Annotated in this window: 13 protein-coding genes; 8 read left to right on the top strand and 5 right to left on the bottom strand. The window is 37.1% G+C overall.

Going from position 1 to position 23,652, the window contains the following annotated elements; translation table 11 throughout:
• Positions 1 to 39 precede the first annotated feature (39 nt).
• The gene (gene ydiJ / locus I6E82_RS04635) at positions 40 to 3,087 is read right to left on the bottom strand and encodes a D-2-hydroxyglutarate dehydrogenase YdiJ (protein WP_197116932.1); all 3,048 of its coding nucleotides are present in this window, start codon (positions 3,085 to 3,087) and stop codon (positions 40 to 42) included.
• A 738-nt stretch (positions 3,088 to 3,825) separates the two neighbouring features.
• Positions 3,826 to 6,201 carry a phosphoenolpyruvate synthase gene (gene ppsA / locus I6E82_RS04630; RefSeq protein WP_007583187.1) on the bottom strand — a complete coding sequence of 792 codons (2,376 nt, stop codon included), beginning with the start codon at positions 6,199 to 6,201 and terminating at the stop codon, positions 3,826 to 3,828.
• 157 nt (positions 6,202 to 6,358) lie between these two features.
• Between ppsA and ppsR the strand changes: the two genes are divergently transcribed.
• Positions 6,359 to 7,168: a posphoenolpyruvate synthetase regulatory kinase/phosphorylase PpsR gene (gene ppsR, locus I6E82_RS04625; RefSeq protein WP_007583184.1), complete on the top strand. Its 810-nt coding sequence runs from the start codon at positions 6,359 to 6,361 to the stop codon at positions 7,166 to 7,168.
• Positions 7,169 to 7,231: 63 nt separating this feature from the next.
• Here the strand turns inward: ppsR and I6E82_RS04620 are convergent, their stop codons facing one another.
• Positions 7,232 to 8,581 (bottom strand): class II 3-deoxy-7-phosphoheptulonate synthase, encoded by a 1,350-nt coding sequence (locus tag I6E82_RS04620; RefSeq protein WP_008167282.1) that lies wholly within the window; start codon positions 8,579 to 8,581, stop codon positions 7,232 to 7,234.
• 1,003 nt (positions 8,582 to 9,584) lie between these two features.
• On the opposite strand from I6E82_RS04620, the gene I6E82_RS04615 reads away from it, so the two are divergent.
• On the top strand, positions 9,585 to 10,460 hold the full coding sequence (locus tag I6E82_RS04615) for a DNA replication terminus site-binding protein (protein WP_024591591.1): 876 nt from the start codon (positions 9,585 to 9,587) through the stop codon (positions 10,458 to 10,460).
• A gap of 69 nt (positions 10,461 to 10,529) precedes the next feature.
• Here I6E82_RS04615 and I6E82_RS04610 read toward each other — a convergent pair whose 3' ends face one another.
• Positions 10,530 to 11,744, bottom strand: a complete 1,215-nt coding sequence (locus I6E82_RS04610; protein WP_197116931.1) for a replication protein A — start codon at positions 11,742 to 11,744, stop codon at positions 10,530 to 10,532.
• Between the two features lie 773 nt (positions 11,745 to 12,517).
• Here I6E82_RS04610 and I6E82_RS04605 point away from each other — a divergent pair.
• The 5 genes from I6E82_RS04605 to I6E82_RS04585 all read left to right on the top strand — a co-directional run bounded on the left by I6E82_RS04605 (position 12,518) and on the right by I6E82_RS04585 (position 21,478).
• Entirely contained in the window at positions 12,518 to 13,756 is a 1,239-nt protein-coding gene (locus I6E82_RS04605) for an AAA family ATPase (RefSeq protein WP_007583176.1), read from the top strand.
• A gap of 15 nt (positions 13,757 to 13,771) precedes the next feature.
• Positions 13,772 to 14,734, top strand: a complete 963-nt coding sequence (locus I6E82_RS04600; RefSeq protein ID WP_101217266.1) for a transcriptional regulator — start codon at positions 13,772 to 13,774, stop codon at positions 14,732 to 14,734.
• Between the two features lie 426 nt (positions 14,735 to 15,160).
• A complete protein-coding gene (locus I6E82_RS04595) occupies positions 15,161 to 18,307 on the top strand; it encodes a DEAD/DEAH box helicase (RefSeq protein ID WP_010552907.1) in 3,147 nt (1,048 codons plus the stop codon).
• A 1,451-nt stretch (positions 18,308 to 19,758) separates the two neighbouring features.
• Positions 19,759 to 21,225: a DNA recombination protein RmuC gene (rmuC, locus tag I6E82_RS04590; protein ID WP_007583680.1), complete on the top strand. Its 1,467-nt coding sequence runs from the start codon at positions 19,759 to 19,761 to the stop codon at positions 21,223 to 21,225.
• Between the two features lie 61 nt (positions 21,226 to 21,286).
• Positions 21,287 to 21,478: a DUF3185 family protein gene (locus tag I6E82_RS04585; RefSeq protein WP_007583678.1), complete on the top strand. Its 192-nt coding sequence runs from the start codon at positions 21,287 to 21,289 to the stop codon at positions 21,476 to 21,478.
• Positions 21,479 to 21,830: 352 nt separating this feature from the next.
• Here the strand turns inward: I6E82_RS04585 and I6E82_RS04580 are convergent, their stop codons facing one another.
• Positions 21,831 to 22,238, bottom strand: coding sequence for a MerR family transcriptional regulator (locus I6E82_RS04580; protein ID WP_007583676.1), 408 nt, complete (start codon positions 22,236 to 22,238; stop codon positions 21,831 to 21,833).
• A 100-nt stretch (positions 22,239 to 22,338) separates the two neighbouring features.
• Here I6E82_RS04580 and I6E82_RS04575 point away from each other — a divergent pair, with 100 nt between their 5' ends.
• Positions 22,339 to 23,577, top strand: coding sequence for an NADH:flavin oxidoreductase/NADH oxidase family protein (locus I6E82_RS04575; protein WP_197116928.1), 1,239 nt, complete (start codon positions 22,339 to 22,341; stop codon positions 23,575 to 23,577).
• The last annotated feature ends 75 nt before the right edge of the window (positions 23,578 to 23,652 follow it).

Here is a 23,652-nt window from a genome sequence, read left to right as displayed (position 1 = left end):
ATATAAGTGATCTTATTTAAGCACTCTTATTTTATAAAGTTATTTAAGAACCTGTGCTAGTAATTCAATTGGGTGTTTTGGTTTAAATTGTTCAAAACGTTTAACTTGGCTACGACACGAAAAGCCGGTAGATAAAAGTTGCTCAGGTTTATTTTTATCTACAATTGGTTTCCAGCTCATTTCGTAAAGCGCACGTGAGTTATCTTGATTTTGTGCTTCGTGGCCATAAGTTCCCGCCATTCCACAACAACCTGTATTTGTTGTTTTTAATGTTAAACCAATATCATTGAAAATTGTTTGCCATACATTTGCTGCTTTTGGCAGCGCAGTTGTTTCAGTACAATGACTCAGTAATGTAAATTCGGTATCTGTATTTTGCTTTGCGCTTAGTGATTTAAACGATTGTGTTTCTAGCCATTCATGAGCAAGCTGCACATTAAATTCGCCACGGTTATTTTCTAAAATTGTATTATATTCATCGCGATAACACATAACGAGTGACGCATCTAAACCGACTAACGGTGCATTAATATCATTTAATTTATTTAAAAACTCGGCTGCATTTTTAGCTGTAACTTTAAATTCATGCAAAAAACCTTTTACGTGTTGCGGTTTACCATTTGGTTTAAAAGGTAATAGCATTGGTTTTTTGCCAAGTTGGGTTATTAAAGTAATAAAACTTTCTACTAATTCGGCTTCGTAAAAGCTCGTAAATGGGTCTTGTACTATTAATACATATTCACTTTGTTGCTCTGCATTTAATTTATTTAGTAAATCAAAATCGAATTTTTGTATTTTAGTAACACGCTTTGAAAGTGCAGGAATACTTAACTGTGGTGTATCAACATAGCCAACCGTTTTTTTAATAACATTACTAACTAATGATGTTTTAACAATTGGATTTATAACTTTAGCGAACTTTGCCATTAATGGCGCGCTATTTTCTATGTTACCAACAAGGTAATCTTTTAGCGGGCGTGCATAATAACTATGATAATAATTTAAAAAGCGCGAACGAAAAGTGGGTACATCTACTTTAATTGGGCATGCAGTTGTACATGCCTTACACGCTAAACATTCATCCATTGACGCTTTTACTTCGTGAGAAAAGTCGTAAATACCTTTTCGTTTTTCGCGGCTATGAACAAAACGTTCCCACCAGGTAATGACTTCACCTTTGTTAAGTTGCTTTTCTACTTCGAGCAAATCTACATTTTTTGACTCTTGCAGACGAAGCCATTCACGCATTAAACTTGCGCGTCCTTTTGGTGAATTACGGCGATCGCCAGTTACTTTATACGATGGACACATAGGTGAATTTTCATCGTAATTAAAGCATATGCCATTACCATTACAGGTCATTGCATTGTTAAAACTGGTTTTAACTTCTATTGATATTTGCTTATCGAAGTGCGATCTCTTTTGTCCATCTACACTAACTAGTGAGTCTTCACTATCAATAGGAGTACATATTTTACCGGGGTTAATGCGATTGTTAGGATCGAAAGCTGTTTTTATTTTTCGAAGTTGCGTATATAAATGCTCACCAAAAAACTCAGGGCTATATTCACTACGGTAACCTTTACCGTGTTCGCCCCACATTAAACCGCCGTACTTAGCGGTTAGTTTTACTACCTGATCTGAAATAGTTCGTAGTAGTTTTTCTTGTTCTGGGTCGCACATATCAAGTGCTGGGCGTACATGTAAAACCCCCGCATCAACATGGCCAAACATACCATACTGTAAATTGTGGCTGTCGAGTAATGCTCTAAATTCGACAATATAATCTGCTAAATTTTCAGGCGGTACAGCGGTGTCTTCTGCAAAGGCGAGCGGTTTTTGGCTGCCTTTTACATTACCTAATAAACCCACTGACTTTTTACGCATTGCGTAAATTTTTAGTATATCGCTTTTATCACTGGTTAACTGATAACCAATAACGCCATTAGTTTGATTTATTACGCATTCATCTAGAAGCTTACAAAGCGTGTCTACTTTGTCTTTTATATCATCGTTTGATACTGCATTAAACTCGACCATGTTAAGGCCTTGCATATCTTTATTTGGTACGTCGGTTATTAAGTCCGATACTAAATTCCAAATGATATCTTCACGCGCTAAGTTTAAAACTTTGCTATCAACGGTTTCTACCGATGTTGCACGTGCATCGACTAAAAATGGTGAATGACGAAGTGCTGAGTCAAAACTATCATACTTAATATTAATAAGCGTTTTGAATTCGGCAATAGGCGTTATGTTTAATTTTGCTTCAGTTACTATACCTAATGAGCCTTCTGAACCCGTTATTAGTCGGCTCATGTCAAAGGTAAGTAAGTCATCACTTAGCACATGCTCTAGGTCGTAGCCGGTTAAAAAACGATTTAACCGTGGAAACTTAGCTAAAATAGCAGCGCGTTCATTAACTGAAATATCTAAAACTGTTTTATATAAACTACCAATTAATGAGTCTTGATTAGCTATAATTTGTGCTTTGTCGATGTCTATTGGGGAGGTACACATAGGTGTGCCATCAACTAAATAAGTTGTTAGCCCTAAAACATGATCGCTCGTTTTACCGTAAACTAACGAGCCTTGCCCCGATGCGTCAGTACTTATCATGCCACCAATAGTTGCCCTGTTACTGGTAGATAAATCGGGTGAGAAGAAAAAGCCATAAGGTTTTAAAAAGTCATTAAGTTGATCTTTTATTACGCCGGTTTGAACGCGTACCCAGCCTTCTTCTACATTTATTTCGAGGATTTCGCGCATATAGCGAGACAAATCTACAACAATACCAGGTGTTAACGATTGTCCGTTAGTGCCTGTTCCACCGCCACGAGGACCAAAAGTTAATGATAAAAACGGGTCGCGAGATGCAGTTTGCAGTGCGAGTTGAATATCTTTTTCATTTTTTGGAAAAATAACACCTTGCGGTATTTGCTGATACACACTGTTATCAGTTGAAGCGGTAATACGCGTTGCATAACTTGCGTCGGTGTCTCCAATAAAACCTTGGTTTGCAATGGTATTTAGGTAGTTTGCGACAAGCTCTGTCGCGGCATCTTGCTGTGTAATTGTTGCTATCATGACGGCGATATTTTAGGGCATTTGACTAATTATATCATGGTGATGGCGAATAGAAATTGAAGATTTTACAGTTTGTAACACTCTTTTAGTCGATTTTAATGCAGCTTAAATTATACTCAAGTTAACAAGTAATAAGGTGTATTATATGAAAAAATTACTATTACAGATCAGTGGCGTGTTATTTATTTTGCTAGGATTATTTTTTGCGGTTGTAGCTAGGGCGTGTTGACCTTTGGTTGTTGAATTTGCAGCAGTATGTTTGGTTTTTAGGCAAGGCAGAGCCTATGTAGTGTGGTTACTCCCCATAAATAGGCGATAACGCAGCATAAATACCAAACATGCGCTGCCCAATGGGTTCTTTCTAGGGACGATTAACTCTTTGTTGCCTACATGGATGTAGGTAAGGGGCGTGAGCAGGACGCGGAAGCTTTGCTCGGTTTTTACTTAGCCCACTAGGTTACAAACCTCGCGCCACGATTAAATCGCCCCTAGATTGAACAAATTTCAATCCACAAAGATCAACACGCCCTTAGCCATCACTTATATTTTTTATGGCGGGTTTATTATGCTTTTCGTTTTACTACCCTAAAGCGCGACATTACTTATCACTTTGTCAAAAGGCGTTAACTAAATCATGTGCTTATTTAGATAAAAAATTAGCCCGTTAATTTACTTTTAATTGAGTATAAAAAAATGCCAGCAATTTATTGCTGGCATTTTTTATAGCTTACCTATTTATTACTTTGCTAATTTTTTAGCTAGGTATAACCATGTTTCTATTACTGTGTCTGGGTTTAATGAAACAGAGTCAATACCCTGCTCTACTAACCATGCTGCAAAGTCTTCATGATCTGAAGGACCTTGGCCACAAATACCTACGTACTTTCCTTTTGCTTTAGCTGTTTTAATTGCCATAGAAAGTAGCTTTTTAATTGCAGGGTCACGCTCATCAAATAAATGTGCGATTAAACCAGAATCACGGTCAAGACCAAGCGTTAACTGTGTTAAATCGTTAGAGCCGATAGAAAAACCATCAAACATTTCTAAGAATTCATCTGCAAGTAATGCATTTGAAGGTAGCTCACACATCATGATTACTTTAAGACCATTATCGCCGCGTTTAAGGCCATGTTCTTCTAGTAATTCAATTACGCGTTTGCCTTCTTCAAGGGTACGTACGAATGGGATCATGATTTCTATGTTAGCCATATCCATGTCATTTCTTACGCGTTTTATAGCTTCACATTCTAGTGCAAAACAATCGCGGAAGTCTTCAGAGATATAACGTGCGGCACCACGAAAACCAATCATTGGGTTTTCTTCTTCTGGCTCGTATTGCTGGCCACCAACTAGGTTTGCGTATTCGTTTGATTTAAAATCAGACATACGAACAATTACACGCTCTGGTGCAAATGCACACCCTAGAGTAGAAATACCTTCAACCAGTTTTGTTATGTAAAACTCTACTGGTGATTCGTAACCGGCAATCATGTCAGTAATTTCTGCTTTTAATGCATCTGTTTGAGCGTCAAAATTTAATAACGCTTTAGGATGAACGCCAATCATACGGTTGATAATAAATTCAACTCGCGCAAGGCCAACACCTGCATGCGGTAAGCGTGCAAAGTCAAATGCACGATCGGGGTTACCTACGTTCATCATAACTTTCATTGGTAGTTCTGGCATTTTATCAACGCGTGACGTTAGTATCTCAAAATCTAAAATACCTTCGTAAATAAAGCCGGTATCGCCTTCGGCGCACGATACAGTGACTTCTTGTCCCGCTTTAATTAAATCAGTTGCGTTACCACACCCTACAACAGCTGGAATACCAAGTTCGCGTGCAATGATTGCCGCGTGACACGTTCGTCCACCACGATTTGTAACAATCGCTGCAGCACGTTTCATGATTGGTTCCCAATCAGGGTCGGTCATATCGGTTACTAAAATGTCGCCTACTTGTACCTGATCCATTTCTTTGATTGAATCAAGAACACGAACAACACCGCTACCAATTTTATGACCAATTGCACGGCCTTCAACAACAACGTTGCTTGTACCATTTAATTGAAAGCGTTCCATTACGTTAGAGTCTTCGTTTGAGCGTACAGTTTCTGGACGTGCTTGAACTATATATAGTTTGCCGTCGTTACCGTCTTTTGCCCATTCGATGTCCATAGGACGACCGTAATGTTTTTCGATGATTACAGCTTGCTTGGCAAGTTCTTGCACTTCTTCATCTGTAATCGAAAATTTATTTGAAAGCTCAGGGGCAACATCAACGATGTCTACTTGCTTACCGTGTGCTTTATCTTCTGAGTAAATCATTTGAATGGCTTTAGAACCAATGTTACGACGTACTACTGAAGGTTTATTTTTAAGGAGTGTTGGTTTATGAACATAAAACTCATCAGGGTTAACTGCGCCCTGTACAACCATTTCACCTAAGCCGTAGCTTGATGTAATAAATACAACGTCTTCAAAACCAGACTCTGTATCAATGCTAAACATTACGCCAGATGCTGATTTATCTGAACGTACCATGCGCTGAATACCAGCCGATAACGCCACACCACGGTGATCGTAACCTTGGTGAACTCGATATGAGATTGCACGGTCGTTAAATAATGAAGCAAATACGTGTTTAATAGCGACCATGACTGAATCGATACCAACAACATTAAGGAAAGTTTCTTGCTGGCCTGCGAATGATGCATCTGGCATATCTTCAGCGGTAGCTGATGAACGTACTGCGAATGATACATCTGCTGCAGTATCGCCATGGAGTTGACTATATGCGTCGCGAATGGCTTGATCTAGGTTTGGTTGGAATGGTGTGTCGATTATCCATTGGCGGATATCGGCACCGACTTTAGCGAGTGTATTTACATCATCAACATCGAGTGTATCTAGAATGTTGTGAATTTTTGCTGTGAGTCCTGATTGATCTAAAAACTCATTAAAAGCATCTGCGGTAGTTGCGAAACCACCCGGTACTTGTACACCAGCGTTTGCTAGGTTTGAAATCATTTCGCCAAGTGAAGCGTTTTTACCGCCAACTCGAGGAACATCTTGCATACCAAGCTCTTGATACCAGAGAACGTATTCTTGCACGGATCTTTCTCCAAAAAAAACAAATTGTAGGTCTAACTGTGAGAGTTAAGAAAGAAAACCTTTTATAAAGGTCATCATCATTCTACACTGGCAATAGTCCTCACGTAAACCGTGAGAAACCCATTTTAGGGATTTAAACGCAATAAAAAGGTTAATTATGAGAACTGCTTTTTATATATCAGATGGAACAGCTATTACTTCAGAGGTGTTTGGGCATGCGACTTTGTCGTTGTTTCCTATCGATTTTAATCATAAAACAATTCCATTTGTAGAAACTGAAGAGAAAGCGCACGAAATTAAAGCATTAATTAATGCAACCGCTGCAAAAACAGGCGAAAAGCCATTTGTTTTTTTTACTTTTGTTAACCACAATTTAAGTGAAATTATAAAATCGGCTGATGCAGTCACGTATGACTTTTTAACTACATATAGCGAAAAAATAGAAAAAGAACTCAATGTAGCCCCAGTTCCTAAAATGCATCGTACGCATTCTATCCACGAAAAAAGTTATGATTTTAGAATTGATGCGGTTAACTATGCACTTATGAATGATGATGGCGGAAATATTAAAAACTTTTCTGAAGCAGACATCATTTTAATTGGTGTTAGCAGAAGTGGTAAAACACCCACAAGCTTATACTTAGCACTGCAGTACGGCATTAAAGCAGCTAACTACCCTATTACAGAAGAAGATTTAGATAATGAAGGTTTGCCTAAGTGCTTAGTCCCTTATAAACATAAGTTATTTGGACTTACGATTGACCCTGAGAGACTTGCGGCTATTAGGCATCGACGTATGGCGAACTCTAAGTATGCTTCAATTAAACAGTGTCGTATTGAGGTCCGCGAAGTGGAAATGTTGTATAAGCGTCATAAAATTGCTTATTTTAATTCTACGCATCATTCTGTTGAAGAAATATCTGCTAAAATACTGATAGAAACAGATTTAGAGCGACGTAAGTACTAACTTACTAATAAAATTAAAAACAAAAAAACCGCAATTAAGCGGTTTTTTTAGTATCAACAAATATTATTTACGTGCGTCTTTTAGTAAATCAGCTACTAAAAAGCCTAACTCTAATACTTGGTCGGCGTTAAGGCGTGGATCACACTGCGTTTTGTAACGCTGTGCTAGGTCATCGTCAGATAAACCGTAAGCACCGCCAGTACACTCTGTAACGTGCTGGCCTGTCATTTCTAGGTGAACACCACCTGCGTATGAACCTTCAGCTTTGTGTACAGCGAAGAACTGACTGATCTCGCGCATAATATTGTCGAAGTTACGTGTTTTGTAACCTGATGTCGCTTTTTCAGTGTTACCGTGCATTGGATCTGAGCTCCAAATTACTTTACGGCCTTCTTGTTGAACTCTTCTTACTAGTGCTGGAAGTTTTTCAGGAAGTATATCTGCACCCATACGCGTAATTAGCGTTAAACGACCAGGAATGTTATCTGGGTTTAATGCATCAATTAAACGAATTAGGTCATCTGGGTCCATACCTGGGCCAACTTTAACACCAATTGGGTTTTTAATGCCTTTAAAAAATTCAATATGTGCATGGTCTAGTTGACGAGTACGTTCACCAATCCAAACAAAGTGAGCAGAACAATCGTACCAATCACCAGATAAGTGGTCGCGACGAGTAAGCGCCTCTTCGTAACCAAGTAGTAACGCTTCGTGAGAAGTGTATAAATCGGTTTCTTTTAAGCTTGGCGCAATTGTAGAGTTAATTCCGCACACTTCCATAAACTCTAGTGCGTCTTGAATTTTATCAGCAAGCTGTTGGTATTTTTCTTTAAGTGGATTTGCAGCAACAAAGCCCATGTTCCAACGGTTTACCTGGTGAAGATCGGCAAGACCACCTTGTGCAAAAGCACGTAATAAGTTTAACGTAGCGGCACTATGATGGTATGCAGTCATTAAGCGTTGTGGATCGGGTATACGTGCTTCTTCTGTAAACTCGATATTATTAATAATGTCGCCACGGTAAGATGGTAAAGACACGCCATTAATTGTTTCTAAGTCTGCTGAACGAGGTTTAGCGTATTGACCAGCCATGCGCGCTATTTTAACTACAGGGCATTTACCGCCGTAAGTTAATACAACAGCCATCTGTAAGATTGTTTTGAATGTATCGCGAATGTTAGCGGCATTAAAATCGCTAAATGATTCTGCACAGTCACCACCTTGAAGTAAAAAAGCACGCCCTTCGCACACATCTTCAAGCTGTTTGAATAGGCTTCTTGTTTCTTCAGCAAAAACTAAAGGTGGTGCCGTTTTTAATTGGCTTTCTACTGATTTAAGTATTTCTTGATCCGGGTACTGTGGCTGCTGCAGTATTGGCAGCTCTCTCCAGCTATTTGGGTTCCACGATTGCATAATTTTTCCTCATTCCTACATTACCTGATAAGAAGAAATTAACGTATGCAGGCCCCTATGTTCAAGGACTAAATTCACTATTTTCCAATTATTTAGTTATGAGTTAAGTATAATAGTAATCTTACTTAACCTAGGTGGTTATATAACATACACTTTAGTTTTATTTCGAATAAAATAAAGTGTTTAAATACATGAGTTTAGAGCTAACTATTTACAATTTTAACGCATTGAGAATAAATAGTACATAAGGGTATGTTATACGTAATTTAGATAGGAACACATCATACTTAAATGACTGCTTCTGTAATCTTAACTTTACGCGGGCAATTAATTAATAGCTATCAAGTGCTATGTGCAGACCTTAATGTATGATAAAAGCGTTTGTGGTAATCATTTATCTGCGCTTTAAAACCTAGACGCATAGTCTTGTATAGCACTCGTATGCTGGACTATATTCACAAGTGCTACAACTCAAAGGTGTGGTAGGCCATTAAGTTTTCTCTTCAAAGTGATAGTGTTACTTAACAGTTCACCATGATTAAAGCCCCCACTGCTAGAAGTATCTTTAAAGGGGAACTGATATCAAAAAGCATTTGTAGTCATTGTAACCTTTAGCTTGTCACCATACTGCCAACACGGTGTAATATGAGTCAGTAATTATAAATAATAATGAATGCTAAGACGGTTAGATAAATATATGAAAATTATATAACTCCGCTTAACTCATTTTTCTAAACTTAGTTTTACCACCTACTACTTAGATAATCTAGCACTTGGCGTATTAGCCTTTTTATATACGACAAAGTAAATACTCCAATGTCATATGAATTAGTAAGGAGTTTCAATCTTTCTTCATTTATATATTCCCACGTTAAAGAACACATCATACTTAATTGAAATATAATATTACTATGAGCCCCGAGTACTATTTGTTATTTATTTAGACAAAGCAAAGTGCATGTAATAATATAAGACTAGTAAGATGTGTTCTTTGAGGTGTGTAATGGTAACTAAGGTACAAATTAGAAGTCAGTTTGATTTAATGAACGAATTAACTTTGAGGTTGATTGAAGAACTAAAAGAGTGTGAATTCTCCAAAGCGGAATATTATCAATTACCAGATGTAAGTAGTTTCGATGAGAGTAAAGTTCCAGAATCTATACTTGTTTCTAAAATCACTGGAGTACCTGCTCAAAAAGCAATCCTAAACTCTTTTTCAGACATGTATAAAAAATCAGGATTAAGCAGTCGTGTTTTAAAAAGACACCCTGGTTTGCTCGTCATTAAAAATGCAGATAAACAAGCTTTAAATAATCGTATAGCTCAAGTAAATAAAGCTAAAACTACGTTTAAAGAATGTATTTTAGCTATTGATAGCAACGATGCTCGATTTGAAGCAGTTCACAATGCTATACCAAATTTAATAACGCTTGCTGCATATCGTAAAATTCATAGTGAAAGCGAATCGCCATTTTCGGTTAGGTTTACTTGGATGCATAAACACGCAACTAAAACGCTGACTAAAAAAATGGCTCTCGAAATGCTCGACAAATCGGCCAGTTATCGAAATCCAAGAATGATAGATCAACAAAAATGGCAATCACTTGTAGCTCAAGAACAATTACGGGTTGCTAGTTTAGGCGAAAAGGAAAAACTTAGAATTCGCCGCCCTACTCGAGTGAGTCCACAGGTAAATGTGAGATATACGGCGCAAAATCGCTATCATGTGAGTGCTGCATTACCCTTTATTCTGATTAATCCAGAACCAGACGTAAAATTAGGTATATTACCTGATTATCAAAAACCCGAAACTCACCCTCGTAAGCGCGAGTATGATTTTTTGGTTGATAGGTTATATTTAGAACAGGTTGAGCGGTAGTCATTATGTTAAAAAGGCCACATAGTGTGGCCTTTTTAGTTATCCGTACAGTATTTAAAATAACGGTTATTATTTTTCTACTATTTCTTCAATTTTATCTTCATCAATCAGCACGGCATTTTCAACAATGCGTTTACCGCCTTGGATTTCAATGCGTTTATTGTGTTTGTTCAATGTAAGTATTTCATCGCAAAACTGATCAGACGGGTGCATTTCGTATGTGTAATCGATAATGTTACTGGTTTTGTCATCTTTAACGTTTGTAATGCTGTATTCTGATATTGCACCTTTTTCAATCAAATCTTTCATTGTGGTGGTCATATCACGACGAAGTGCTTTTAATTTATTTTCGGTAATATCATCAGTTGAATAAATAGATCCGTATTTTTCCATAATTGAAAGTAATCTAAAATGGTACGTTTTACCTGGTGCTGCATAACGCCAAAGGTGATACAAACGAAGCATCATCCAACGCGATAATCCACGTTTTAATTCTTGAGCGCTATTAAAGTAATACCCTTTGTATTCAAGGTTATCAATCATGTTATGAACAAATGCATTTAAACAGGCAACACATTTTACATTGCCACCCTGACCTTTTTTGCCACTAAAATGCAGTGACGATAAAAAGTTCATGTTTGACTCGTAAAACGAATCATCTATATCAGAATTTTTAGTATCTGTTGCCGAATATTTAAATGAAAGTTTAGAACCTTGCAATGCTTCAAGTGACTCTTTTATTGCAGGATATGGCATTGACTGCCCTACCGCTTTGAGTTCTTGTGCTAATTCGTTCATAGAAAAAACAACCGCGTATTGAATACCGGATTTAAAATTAATTTTAACTATTTTGCCTTTAGAAGCTAAACGAATAAGTGCTCGCTCTACTTTTTCTTCTCTATCTGATGGCCAAACAAGGTATTCAACATCTTCGCCATCTTTGCGTGTACTTACAACAGCTGGCGTTATTTTTATTTCACCATCGTACAAAATACCATCTACTTTTTCAGATATTTTACGCGTAATAATTGTTTTTTTAGGCGCTTCTTCAAGTGGCAATTTTTTATAGCCCGAGCGAACAAAGCGTCCCCACAAATCATAGTGATTAAACGTGTTTGAATATGCACGTAATCCATGTGCTGCATTTTCAATAGAAATTCGCACGTCTTTGTTGTCTGTAAATAGTGCTAAACTTTCGTTATCTATTGCACTTTCCACCCCGTGGATTTGGCCCCTAAGTGTATCGGGCAAGTTATCTACCGAGATGTTGACCTTTCGGCTCATTGTTCTTATTTCCATTTTTATTGCGACAGCTAATAACAACACATTAAGCAACAAAAGTTAAATGTTTAAGTTAGTATAAAAGTGATCTGACTTTAAATAAAACGTTTGGATCACTATTATACTAAGTGATGTACATTACTTACGATTTCAGATCATATTTATACTAACTGGACTATCACAAATCTAATTTTTACTAACTCAGCTGTTATTTTGTCCATTACAATGGCTTAATTTTAAAATTAAGCACGACAAATACACCAAAAAATATATTCCCCTGTGGATAAAGCCTTATCGAGTTAGAATAGATCTGATCTGTACCAAGTACAGATCAGATCTATACTAATTAAAAGCGTATTTTTATGTTGCGACTAGTGCATAACTTTATAATTTACTTAGTAAAAAACTGATCTGCAGGGCTCTTTTTGTTCATAACTTCATGCATAACCTGTGCATAACTCTATATTTAAAATAGACCTTAGTAAAAAGCTGATCCGCAGGTAGATAAAGATCTGATCTTAACCAAGTATAAACCTGATCTGCTTTTTTAAACATTATTCATATAAATCATAATGTTATATGTTATTTTTACACCCTTAACCTTTATTACCTTATATATTTAACCACCTTTAAACTTCTTTATTTATACTAAGCAATATTAAAGGTGTAAAAATATTTTTAGATGTCTTGTTTTTAAAATGCATGTCGTCTTAAATAGTTGTTTACAGCTATTTGAATGGACATTATACTAACTGCCTAACTTTGAGGAAGAAAGTATGTCTATCAACAATAACGCATTAAGTACCTATCGGCTTTTGAAAGCCACAGCTGAAGTTGCTGAAAAATCATTAGAAGGACGTATTCAGCACTACCGTGCCCATCTTAAATCAGAAGAAAAAGAATTAAGAACGTATACACAAAAAGCAGCTGCTGATTTATTAGGTTGTAATAATCGTACTTTAAAAAGACGTCATGATAATGGCGACTTCGATGATTTAAACATAAAACGCGGTGCTAACGGTCACTATGCTTACACATTAGTAAATATTTTTGCTATGGCCGATATTATGGACATTAAACCAGATCATCGTACTGGTGATGACAAACTGCAAGTTATTGTAATTAATTCTCTCAAAGGCGGCTGCGGTAAAACTACCAGTATGGTTAATATAGCGGCAGCGCTTGCAACTACAAATATTAAACGTTATCGCATTGGTATTATAGATTTAGACCCACAAGGCTCTTCTTCAAGCTTTTTTCCTTCAAGTGAGCACGACCCGATTACTGTTGGTGATTTAATGCGTGATTGCATAGATTTAGATGAGGGTGAAACATGGCCTGAATTTGTCTCTAACTCATTTTTACCAACGCATATCCCAAATATTCGTGTATTACCATCGGGTATGGATGACTTTTACTTTGAGCACGAAACGGCAACATTGCTCAAAGATACCTCAAATTATGAGCAAACTCGCCATTACCACAAGTTACTTGAGAAAGTAATTGATCCCGTTAAAGACGAGTTTGATATTATCTTAATTGACACAGCACCTACCCTTAACTTTATGTTTTATAATGCATTAATGGCCTCTACGGCGATGCTTATTCCTGTTCATCCGGAAGCTGTAGATTTTGATGCTAATAACAAATATTTAAAACGACTAGGTGAGATTTACCATACAGTTGCAGCACTTGGCCATGAGGGCTGGGACTTTATGCAATTTTTAGTGACCAACTATGTGAAAGGTAATCACTCACAGCGCGATATCGTTAAAGATGTTCGTAGTGCATTTGGTCGCCAAGTAATGAGCTACCCAATCAATCACAGCTCCGCGATTACCGCTAGTTCATCGTCTTTCAACACTATTTTTGATCAAAAAGCATCAGACAGCTTAGCAAGTCGTGAGTCATTAATGCGCGCTCAAGAAAATATTAAAGATGTGGTCGATGAGCTAGAAATGCTTATTCGTTCAAATTGGCAGTCAACTCAATCAACACTCAATACCCCTAAGTAAGGATGTTAAATAAAAATGGCTAAAAAACGTAAAAATGACACCCGCTTAGATCCATTTGCAACTGCTGTAGGCAGCAGTAGTCTTGATGCATTACTAGAACAAGCGAATGCTGGCGATGTAATTAGAATGCCTGCACCGAGCGACCCTGCTCGTCAAATTACGCTTGTTTGTAAAGTGATCGCACATGCTGATATTGAATCTACCACTGGTGTATATGGCAAAAATCGTCGTGTACAGGCACTTCTAAACGAAAAGTCAGTATCAGACATTCTTCCTGCAATTCGTGAGGATGGCCGAAATCAACATCCTGCCCTACTTTGGGATCAAGGTGACAAAAGTTTAGTTCTGGCAGGTTCACGTCGTCGTATGGCCTGTATTTTAGGTAACGCAGATTATTTAGTACTTAGTTCAAGCGATTTTACTGATCAAGATGCAAAAATTTTAGCTGTATCTTCAGATCAATACATTGCTCCTAGTTTATGGGAGCTTGGCCAAGCTTACCAACAAACTAAAAATGAGCTTATTGAGCAAGGTAAAAAAGGATCTTACAGAGAGATTGCCGCGATAGAAGGTGTATCGCATACTGCAATTGCAGATGCCATTAAAGCTTATGAGCAAATTCCTGCTGATGTCATTGCGCTTTACCCTACTGCTAATCACGTAGGTCGCGAAGTCGCTAAAAAGCTTGTTAGCGCAAAGGAGCGAGACGAAGAGGCGTTTAATCAACTTGTTAGTGCCCTTGCTAGTGATGATGAGTTAAATGCGATTACAAGCGACGACAAGCGTGCAATGGCGATCACCAAATGCCTAACTGCTGAGCCACAAGTAGCTGTTAAGCGCGAAGCTGTACTAGAAAATAACTTTATATCGGTACAACGCAATTTAAAAAGCGGTGATGTCTCTATCAAAATTGATAATAAAGTGATGACAGACAAGCGCTTAGAGCAATTAACTAAGTTATTAAGTGCCTTTAATTAGTTAGTTAAATAATGATCTGTCAGGCATATTTACTTAGTTAAATAGTGATCTGGCAGATTGTTTTGTTAGTAAAAATCTGATCTTTACTAGCCTATTTCCTCTTTAAATAATCATATTCCTTCTTCAAGATCACTTTTTTACTAACTAATATCCTCTTTTTAGCTACATTCCTTCATTTATTATTATTGTTAGTAAAATCGTGATCTGTAATGCCTACTTTTATGTTTCTAACTATATGTAACTTCTACCATTGCAGTTGTTTTAAATATTATTTTGTAAAATTGGATGCTTATTTTTACTTACAAACCGATTTTTTACTAAGTTATCAGCTCCAACCAGTTTATATCTTGTTAATAGTGCTTTAGCTCAGAGCACATAAGGCATATACTGGCAGGATTATTTTTAAAATTTAATGCTTAGAGTGACATGTCTGCTAACTTATCAAAAAATGATTTAATGGCTATTTTTGAAGAAATTAAAAATGAGCAGGCTACCCAGTTTCCTCTGTCTGAACGCTTTATTAAAAAACTTTTCCGTGAAAATGTTTTAGATAAAGGCAAAGAATATTACAAGAAAGGTCAAATCACTTGGCTAGAACACACCCCTAATTTTTCTGTAGTCGACTCTACTGTACAAGTAGATAATGGATCATCGTTTAACCAACGTATTGAGATCAGTAAAGTACCAACTGGCTATTCTGTTGATACGCATTGTACGTGTAATGCAAAAACTAAATGCCGACACTTAGCTGCTATTTTATTTAAGCTCAAAATAGAGCACTCTGGTGAATATGGCGAAGATTATTTTATTAATGACTGGTTTAGCGAATTAAGCGCACTTAAAAGTGGTGATCAAAACACGCCATCGCAAGTATTATTATTTGTATTAGATATTGAAAATAACAAAGTATTCTTAACACCTAAAATAGCGAATGTTGAGACTAAAAAGAATTACACGCTAGGTCGAAACCTGACTGAGCAGCAGTTAAATAGTTTTGTAACGCCGAGTGACTTACTCGAAAGTGATTTTAGATTATTTAGTTGGATACGCTCACAAAATGCAGTGGGAAGTATTGAGCTAAAAGGCCAGTGGGGTTTTAGTGCCTTACAACAGTTGATAGCTACAGAACGCCTGTTTTTCCAGCGTTCTCGAGTACCAATTAAAGCGCAATCTGGCCAAGCATTAAGTTTTAGTTGGGAGCAAGATAAAGATCTCTCACAATTAGTTATTAAGCTTGAGCAAACACAAAACTGGGCTTTATTAAAAACAACACCACCTACTTACCTCGATTTAGATCATTTAAAAGCGGGCCGTCTTCGCACCCCATTGAGTGCAGACGAAATAGCACATTTACAAACTATGCCTGCTTTGCATGACGCTAATTTTGATAGAATATACAAGCAGCTTGCCGATAACTTTGGTGCAGGTGTAATACCCCACCCTACTAATTTACAGCCAACATTGCCTAAAATCTCTAGTAATGCTGTTTTAAAAGTAACTATGGGCGATCAAGGTTTATCTCTTTCGTTGTTATTTAAGTATAAAAATAAAAACTATTTAGCAGGTGCAGCACCTGCAAGTACGATTAATAGTGCATTTGAAAATACTGTAACTAACGAACTAATTAACTTAGGATTTGAATTTTGTAAAGGGGGTTTACAAAGTGAACTGGTATTTACAAAGCAGTCTTCAATCCATTTGCATTGGCTAATATACGAAGTATTCCCTGGCTTTAAGCAACGTGGTTGGCAAGTAAGTGTAAGTAAAGTAACGAGTCCTAATCCGCAGTGTGAAGTTAGTTTACATGTACACCGCGCAGCAGGGCATCAAATGCACTGCAAAGTATTGCTATGTGATGCTAAAGCATCGCTGTTGTTTACTAATACTGACCCGCTATATCAGTCATTAAATCGCCAAAGTGAACTATTTTACTACTATCCGCTTGGTCGTGAGTTTGGGGTTATTAATAAGTCAGCAATTAACTTATTAAATGAATTTAAAGAGCGTTTTGAATTTGTAAAAACACGAGACGAATTTAATATTCCGCTTTCGTATTTACCTGAATTAGTAAAGCACACTGCTATAAACGTAGAGCTTCACGACGACTCATTAGAGCTATACTTACAAGAGCTAAATAGTCCCGATAAAGCAATTACTAAGGTTTCATTACATGGCTTAAATGACTCAGTAACACTTCGTGAGTACCAACAGCAAGGTGTTGACTGGCTTAGCTTTTTAAAACGTCACCAATTAGGTGGTATTTTAGCTGATGACATGGGCCTGGGTAAAACCTTGCAAGTTATTGCATTTTTAGCCAGTACATTTAACCGCCCGCAAGCGGGCCCTACACTTATAGTGTGTCCAACTAGTTTGGTGAGTAACTGGAAAAACGAAATTATTAAGTTTGCTAAAAGCTTAAAAGTCACCACTATTTTTGGTTCAAATCGTAACGATCCTTTACAGCACTTAGCGCAAGCGCAGTGTATACTTACTACATATCCACTTTTAAAGCGTGATATTGCATATTATTCGCCATTATATTTTGAAAATATAATCCTCGACGAAGCACAATACATTAAAAACGATACCGCACAGGTTTCGCGATTAGTTAAACGCTTAAATGCCGACTTTAAACTTTGTTTAAGTGGTACTCCAATCGAGAATAATTTACTTGAGCTTAAATCGTTACTCGATTTTGCTATGCCATCGTTACTTGGGTCTCAAGCCCACTTTAAGCAGCACTTTCAAACGCCTATTGAGCGTGAAGCTGATATGGAGAGAGCTGAGCAGTTAAAAGCGTTAATTATGCCTTTTATAATGCGCCGCACTAAAGCACAAGTAGCGCAAGAGCTGCCTGAAAAAACAGAGCTAACTAAAGAGTTTGAGTTTGAGCCTAAGCAAAAAGAAATGTATCAAGGTATTACACGTTCATTAGAAGAGAAGCTAATAGACTTATTTGCCGAACAAGGCGCACAAAAAAGTAAACTTGCATTTTTAGAGGCACTTTTAAAGTTAAGGCAAATTTGTTGCCACCCTAAATTAATAGATCCAGACACTCAAGCAGGCTCCGCTAAGCTTGAATGGTTAACAACACACTTACCGCTTATGTTAAGTCTCGGTCGTAAAATTATTATATTTAGTCAGTTCACATCAGCACTTGATTTAATAGCCCAACGCCTTGAAGAAATAAACATTAACTTTAGTATGCTTACGGGCCAAACGCGCCACCGAGATAAAGTAATCGACGAGTTTACCAGTGGTAAAACATCTGTGTTTTTAATTAGCTTAAAAGCCGGCGGTACAGGCCTTAACCTAACACAAGCCGATACAGTTATTCACTTTGATCCATGGTGGAACCCTGCAGTAGAAAAGCAAGCGACTGATAGAGCTTACCGTATTGGCCAAACTAACCCTGTATTTGTGTATAAGCTCATAATGAGTAATTCAATAGAGCAAAAAGTATTTAAAATGCAACAAGATAAACAAGCCCTTGTAGATGCGTTATTTACTGATAAATCAATGAGCTTTACAAAGTTTGATGAACAACAAATGTTATCACTAATTAAAAACTAAATTGATTTAAAAAGTTTTGATCTTTTTATGAACTTAATTAAAAAGCGGACGTCTACTATTATGCTTGTTGGTTAATTGCAGTTAGCACAAGCATCATGTTGATTCCCCATTTAGTTACTAATTTTAGTAATGATTAAGCCAGCCCATTTTGAGTTGGCTTTTTTTATACCTAAAATTTAGCGTTCGGCACTTATTTTAAAAGTTTTTACTTTTTTATGAACTTAATTAAAAAACGGACGTCTATTATTATGCTTGTTGATTAATTGCAGTTAATACAAGTTTTCATGTTGATTCCCCCCATTTAGTTACTAATTTTAGTAATGATTGAGCCAGCCCATTTTGAGTTGGCTTTTTTTATGTCCAAAATTTAGTATGCAGTACTTATTTTAAAAGTTTTTATTTTTTTATGAACTTAATTAAAAAAGTGGCGTCTATTATTATGCTTGTTGATTAATTGCAGTTAATACAAGTTTTCATGTTGATTCCCCCCATTTAGTTACTAATTTTAGTAATGATTGAGCCAGCCCATTTTGAGTTGGCTTTTTTTATGTCCAAAATTTAGTATGCAGTACTTATTTTAAAAGTTTTTATTTTTTTATGAACTTAATTAAAAAAGTGGCGTCTATTATTATGCTTGTTGATTAATTGCAGTTAATACAAGTTTTCATGTTGATTCCCCCCATTTAGTTACTAATTTTAGTAATGATTGAGCCAGCCCATTTTGAGTTGGCTTTTTTTATGTCCAAAATTTAGTATGCAGTACTTATTTTAAAAGTTTTTATTTTTTTATGAACTTAATTAAAAAAGTGGCGTCTATTATTATGCTTGTTGATTAATTGCAGTTAATACAAGTTTTCATGTTGATTCCCCCCATTTAGTTACTAATTTTAGTAATGATTGAGCCAGCCCATTTTGAGTTGGCTTTTTTTATGTCCAAAATTTAGCATTCAATTTTTATTTTAAAAGTTTTGATCTTTTTATGAACTTAATTCAAAGAGCGGCGTCTACTATTATGCTTGTTGATTAATTGCAGTTAATACAGGTTTTATGTTGATTTCCCCCTATTTGATTACTAATTTTAGTAATGATTAAGCCAGTTCATTTTGAACTGGCTTTTTTTATGCCTATAATTTGATTTGTTTAAATCAACCCGAATAAAAATAAATGATCTTTCGTAAATTAATTTGAATTAATTATTTTGTTTTCCGGTCTACTCTAATGCCTGTTGTTATATAGCCTCACCCAGTAATATTAGTTATTTTGGTGATTATGTATTTAAGTTGCAGCTTACTCGGGCACATGTTGATTTTCCCTTTGATTACTTAATTTAGTAATACTTGACCAGCTTATTTTGAGCTGGTTTTTTTATGTCTGTAATTTCTTTGCTCCCCTACTTCTATTGCTTGTTATTGGTTATGATGGCATGTCTCTAAATTTTATAAGTTTATTTTATGCTCACTCAAGTACTCACTAATATTGATTGGCTAAGCGCCGGTGCTGGTGTTGCGTTAGGCGTTGTATTTTACGGCGTTGTATCAACACAGCTTCGCAAAAAGCTACATCTACAAATAAGCGAACAGCAGCAACAGCTTTCCCTATTACAAAATCAATTTGATAATAAAGAGCTGCAATATAGTGCCTTGCAAGAAGATCACGAACTGCTAGAACATACTCACCAAGAACAGCGCGATGAAGCCCAGCATTTTAAAACGCGTTTTAGCGAACAAGAAAAACAAAGCATTCAATACAATCACTTTTGGCGTAAAGCCGAAGGCGAGCTTGCAGCGCTTCGTGAGCAATATAATCAACGCGATGTTGAATATAATAATATGCGCACCACCCTCGAGCAAAAACAACAAAGCTTTACCGAGCAACTCGCGCAAATTGAGCAAAGTAAAAATATGCTCAAAAAAGAATTTGAAAACCTAGCCAATAAGATTCTAGAAGAAAAATCACAAAGCTTTAAAACCTTAAATCAAGAAAGCATTGAACAATTATTAAAACCGGTTCAAGGCGAGCTAAAAGGCTTTAGAGAAAAAATGGAATCAATACATGTTGAAGACATAAAACAACGAACCGCGCTTAAAACCGAGCTATTGCATTTGCAAGCTAAAAGCCAAGCTATAACAGATCAAGCCGACAAGCTCAGCAACGCGCTACAAGGGCAAAAGAAAACCCAAGGTAATTGGGGCGAACTCATGCTCGAAAACGTCTTAGATAGCGCTGGCTTACGTGCTGGCGTTGATTATAAGCGCGAAGTGTCGTTTAACACTGAAGATGGCCGCTTACGCCCTGATGTAGTTGTTTACTTACCACAAGGCCGCCACTTAGTCATTGATGCTAAAACATCATTAAATGCTTATACACGCTATGTGAACGCTGAAAATGAGCTAGATGCTAATCAAGCAATTAAAGAGCATGTAAACGCCGTTACAGCACGTATTAATGAGCTTGCGAGTAAATCGTACGACCGTTTACCAGGGCTTAATTCGCCTGAAGTTGTGGTTATGTTTGTACCAATAGAATCAGCTTTTGTAGAAGCACTTAAATATCAAAGTGATATTTACCAACAAGCAATCGAAAAAAATATACTGGTAGCTACACCTACTACCCTGCTTACTAGTTTAAATATTGTTAAACAGCTTTGGCGTTTTGAAGAGCAAACCAAATACTCAAAAGAGCTGGCAAATCGGGCTGAGCGTTTTTATAACAAGCTCAATGGTTTTTTATTAAGTATGGAAGGCGTAGGTAAGCAGCTTGATAAAGCGAAAGAAAGTTACGACAAAGCGTTCTCGCAATTATACCGCGGTAAAGGTAATTTAATTAAACAAGCATCAGAGTTTAAAGAGCTTGGTGTATCGGTACAAAAAGAGTTACCTAGTGAGAGCGTTGAACGTGCGCAGCTAGAGCTTGATTAGATTTATTAAGTGTTTTCAATTAAGTATGTTAAATAATGTACGTTAGAAACCAGAGGTGTTTATGAATAATAAGATTATAGGTATTGTTTTAATCGTTATAGGTATCGCTTTAATTATGTGGGGATATGACGTTTATGATGCGGCGGCTTCGCAGTTAAGCCGCGCATTTAGTGGTGATACACCAATAGAAGCATGGGCGGGTATTATTGGCGGTGCCATCTGTGTGTTAATTGGCATTAAAAAGCTTAAGTAACATAAATAAAATACAGCTTACTGGGGCTTGTTGACCTCTCAGGATAAAATTTGTTCAATCTAGGGGCTATTTAATCGCGGCGCGAGGTTTGTAATTTAGTGGGCTCGATAACTGCTCCTGCGTTATTCTAATGGCTTACATCCATGTAATAATAAGTAAAAACCGAGCTACAAAGAGTAAATTGCCCCTAGGCAGAACCCTTAGGGCAGCACATGTTTGGCATTTATACTACGTTATCGTCTGTTTATGGGGAATAACCACACTACATAGACTCTGCCTTGCCTAAATACCAAACAGTCTGCTGCAAATTTAACCTCAAAAGATAAACAGGCCCTGAATAAGCTGTATTAGTTTATTTGTAATCCATCACTTCTAGTAATTCATTTAATTTACTTTCTGGCAGGCATTCGCCTTTATCCCAATAAGAGTTTAGTAACGCAGTTAAACTGCCAATACGCTGTGACTTTTTCTGCATTTGCTCAATCAAAATGTCAGCTTCTTTTTGTTTTTTTTCTAAACGTTCGATTATTACTGTGTGGTTTAGCTCGCCGTTTTCGTTACGTAATAAAGGTATTTCGTTGAGTGAAAACCCCAAGCTTTGTGAAAATTTAATTAATTGCAGTTTTTCTAAGTTTTGTTGGGTGTAAAGCCTATAACCATTAGCACTGCGAGTGGTTGGTGCTAATAACCCTTTGCTTTCGTAAAAACGAATAGTGCTGGCAGGTATGTTGGTAAGTTTTGCAAGTTCGCCTATTTTCATAACTAATAATAACTCCACTTTACATAAACTTAGTAGGTTGACCTTCAAGCTAACTTTAAGGTTATAGTTGTTTTAATGTCAATTTAATTAGCCAATAATTATGCGCAACCCTGTGTTTACCTCCTTTACCTTGCCAAGTGGTTTAGTATTAAAAAATCGTATTGCCAAAGCCGCTATGGAAGAAAACCTAGCACAAGAGGACCAAACGCCCTCCCAAGCACTTAAAAATGTTTATAGCGCATGGGCTAAAGGCGGTACAGGGCTAATTATTACTGGCAATGTAATGGTTGATCATTTAGCGATGACAGGCCCAGGTGGCCTAGTGCTTGAGCAAAGTACCGATATTACTGCCTTTGCAGAGCTTGCTCGTTTATCAAAGCAAAATAATTGCAAAGTGGTGATGCAAATTAATCACCCTGGTAGGCAAGTATTTAAAAAAATGGGTGGAAAGGCTATATCAGCGTCAAGTGTTGCACTTAATATGGGTAAGCACTCGCACTTATTTGGCGTACCAAAGGCAATGACGCAAACCGACATTGACGATGTTATTACCCGCTTTACGCAAACTGCACTACAAGCTGAAAAAGCAGGTTTTAATGGCGTACAAATACATGCAGCGCATGGCTATTTACTTGCCCAGTTTTTATCGCCACTTACCAATAAGCGCGACGATAAATGGGGGGGAAGTTTACAAAATAGAGCCCGTTTACTTCTCGAAATAACCCGCAGTATTAAAGCAGCTTGCTCCCCCACCCTTTCGGTTTCGGTAAAGTTAAACTCTGCAGATTTTCAACGTGGTGGGTTCGAACCCAGTGACGCGCAAGTTGTAGTGGATTTATTGAATGAACTCAATGTTGATTTTGTGGAGTTATCGGGTGGTAGCTACGAAGCCCCTGCCATGCAAGGTAAAACAGGTGACGAACGCACACTTGCCCGCGAAGCATACTTTTTAGAGTTTGCTAAAGCGATTAGCCACCGCTCATCAATCCCAATAATGACCACCGGCGGCATTAGTCGCTTATCTATTGCCAACAACGTGATTGAAAGTGGAGTGGCCCTCGTGGGTATTGCCACTGCGCTTGCATACCAACCAAATTTACCAAACAAATGGCAAAATGAGCCACTGCAACTAGCCGTATTACCCAATGTTACTTGGCAAGATAAAACCCTCGCAGGGCTTGCCACTATGGCACTGGTAAAAAGGCAAATACGCCGTTTAGGCCAAGGTAAACCTGTAAAAACAAACGCTTCACCAATATTTACTTTAATTAGCGACCAGCTACGTTCGGTTAAATTAACTAAGCGTTACCGCAATCGCTTTGCTAGTGAGATTAATTAAGCTTTGGTATTCACTCTTTTTATGTATTCCGGATTTGTTTACTAATTTTTACACTTGAATAAATGTAACCATTTT

This window comes from Pseudoalteromonas sp. NZS11, from assembly GCF_015864765.1.
GTDB lineage: Bacteria > Pseudomonadota > Gammaproteobacteria > Enterobacterales > Alteromonadaceae > Pseudoalteromonas > Pseudoalteromonas arctica.
Note: the sequence above shows the minus strand (reverse complement) of the source record. Positions and strands in the feature narration are given on the sequence as shown.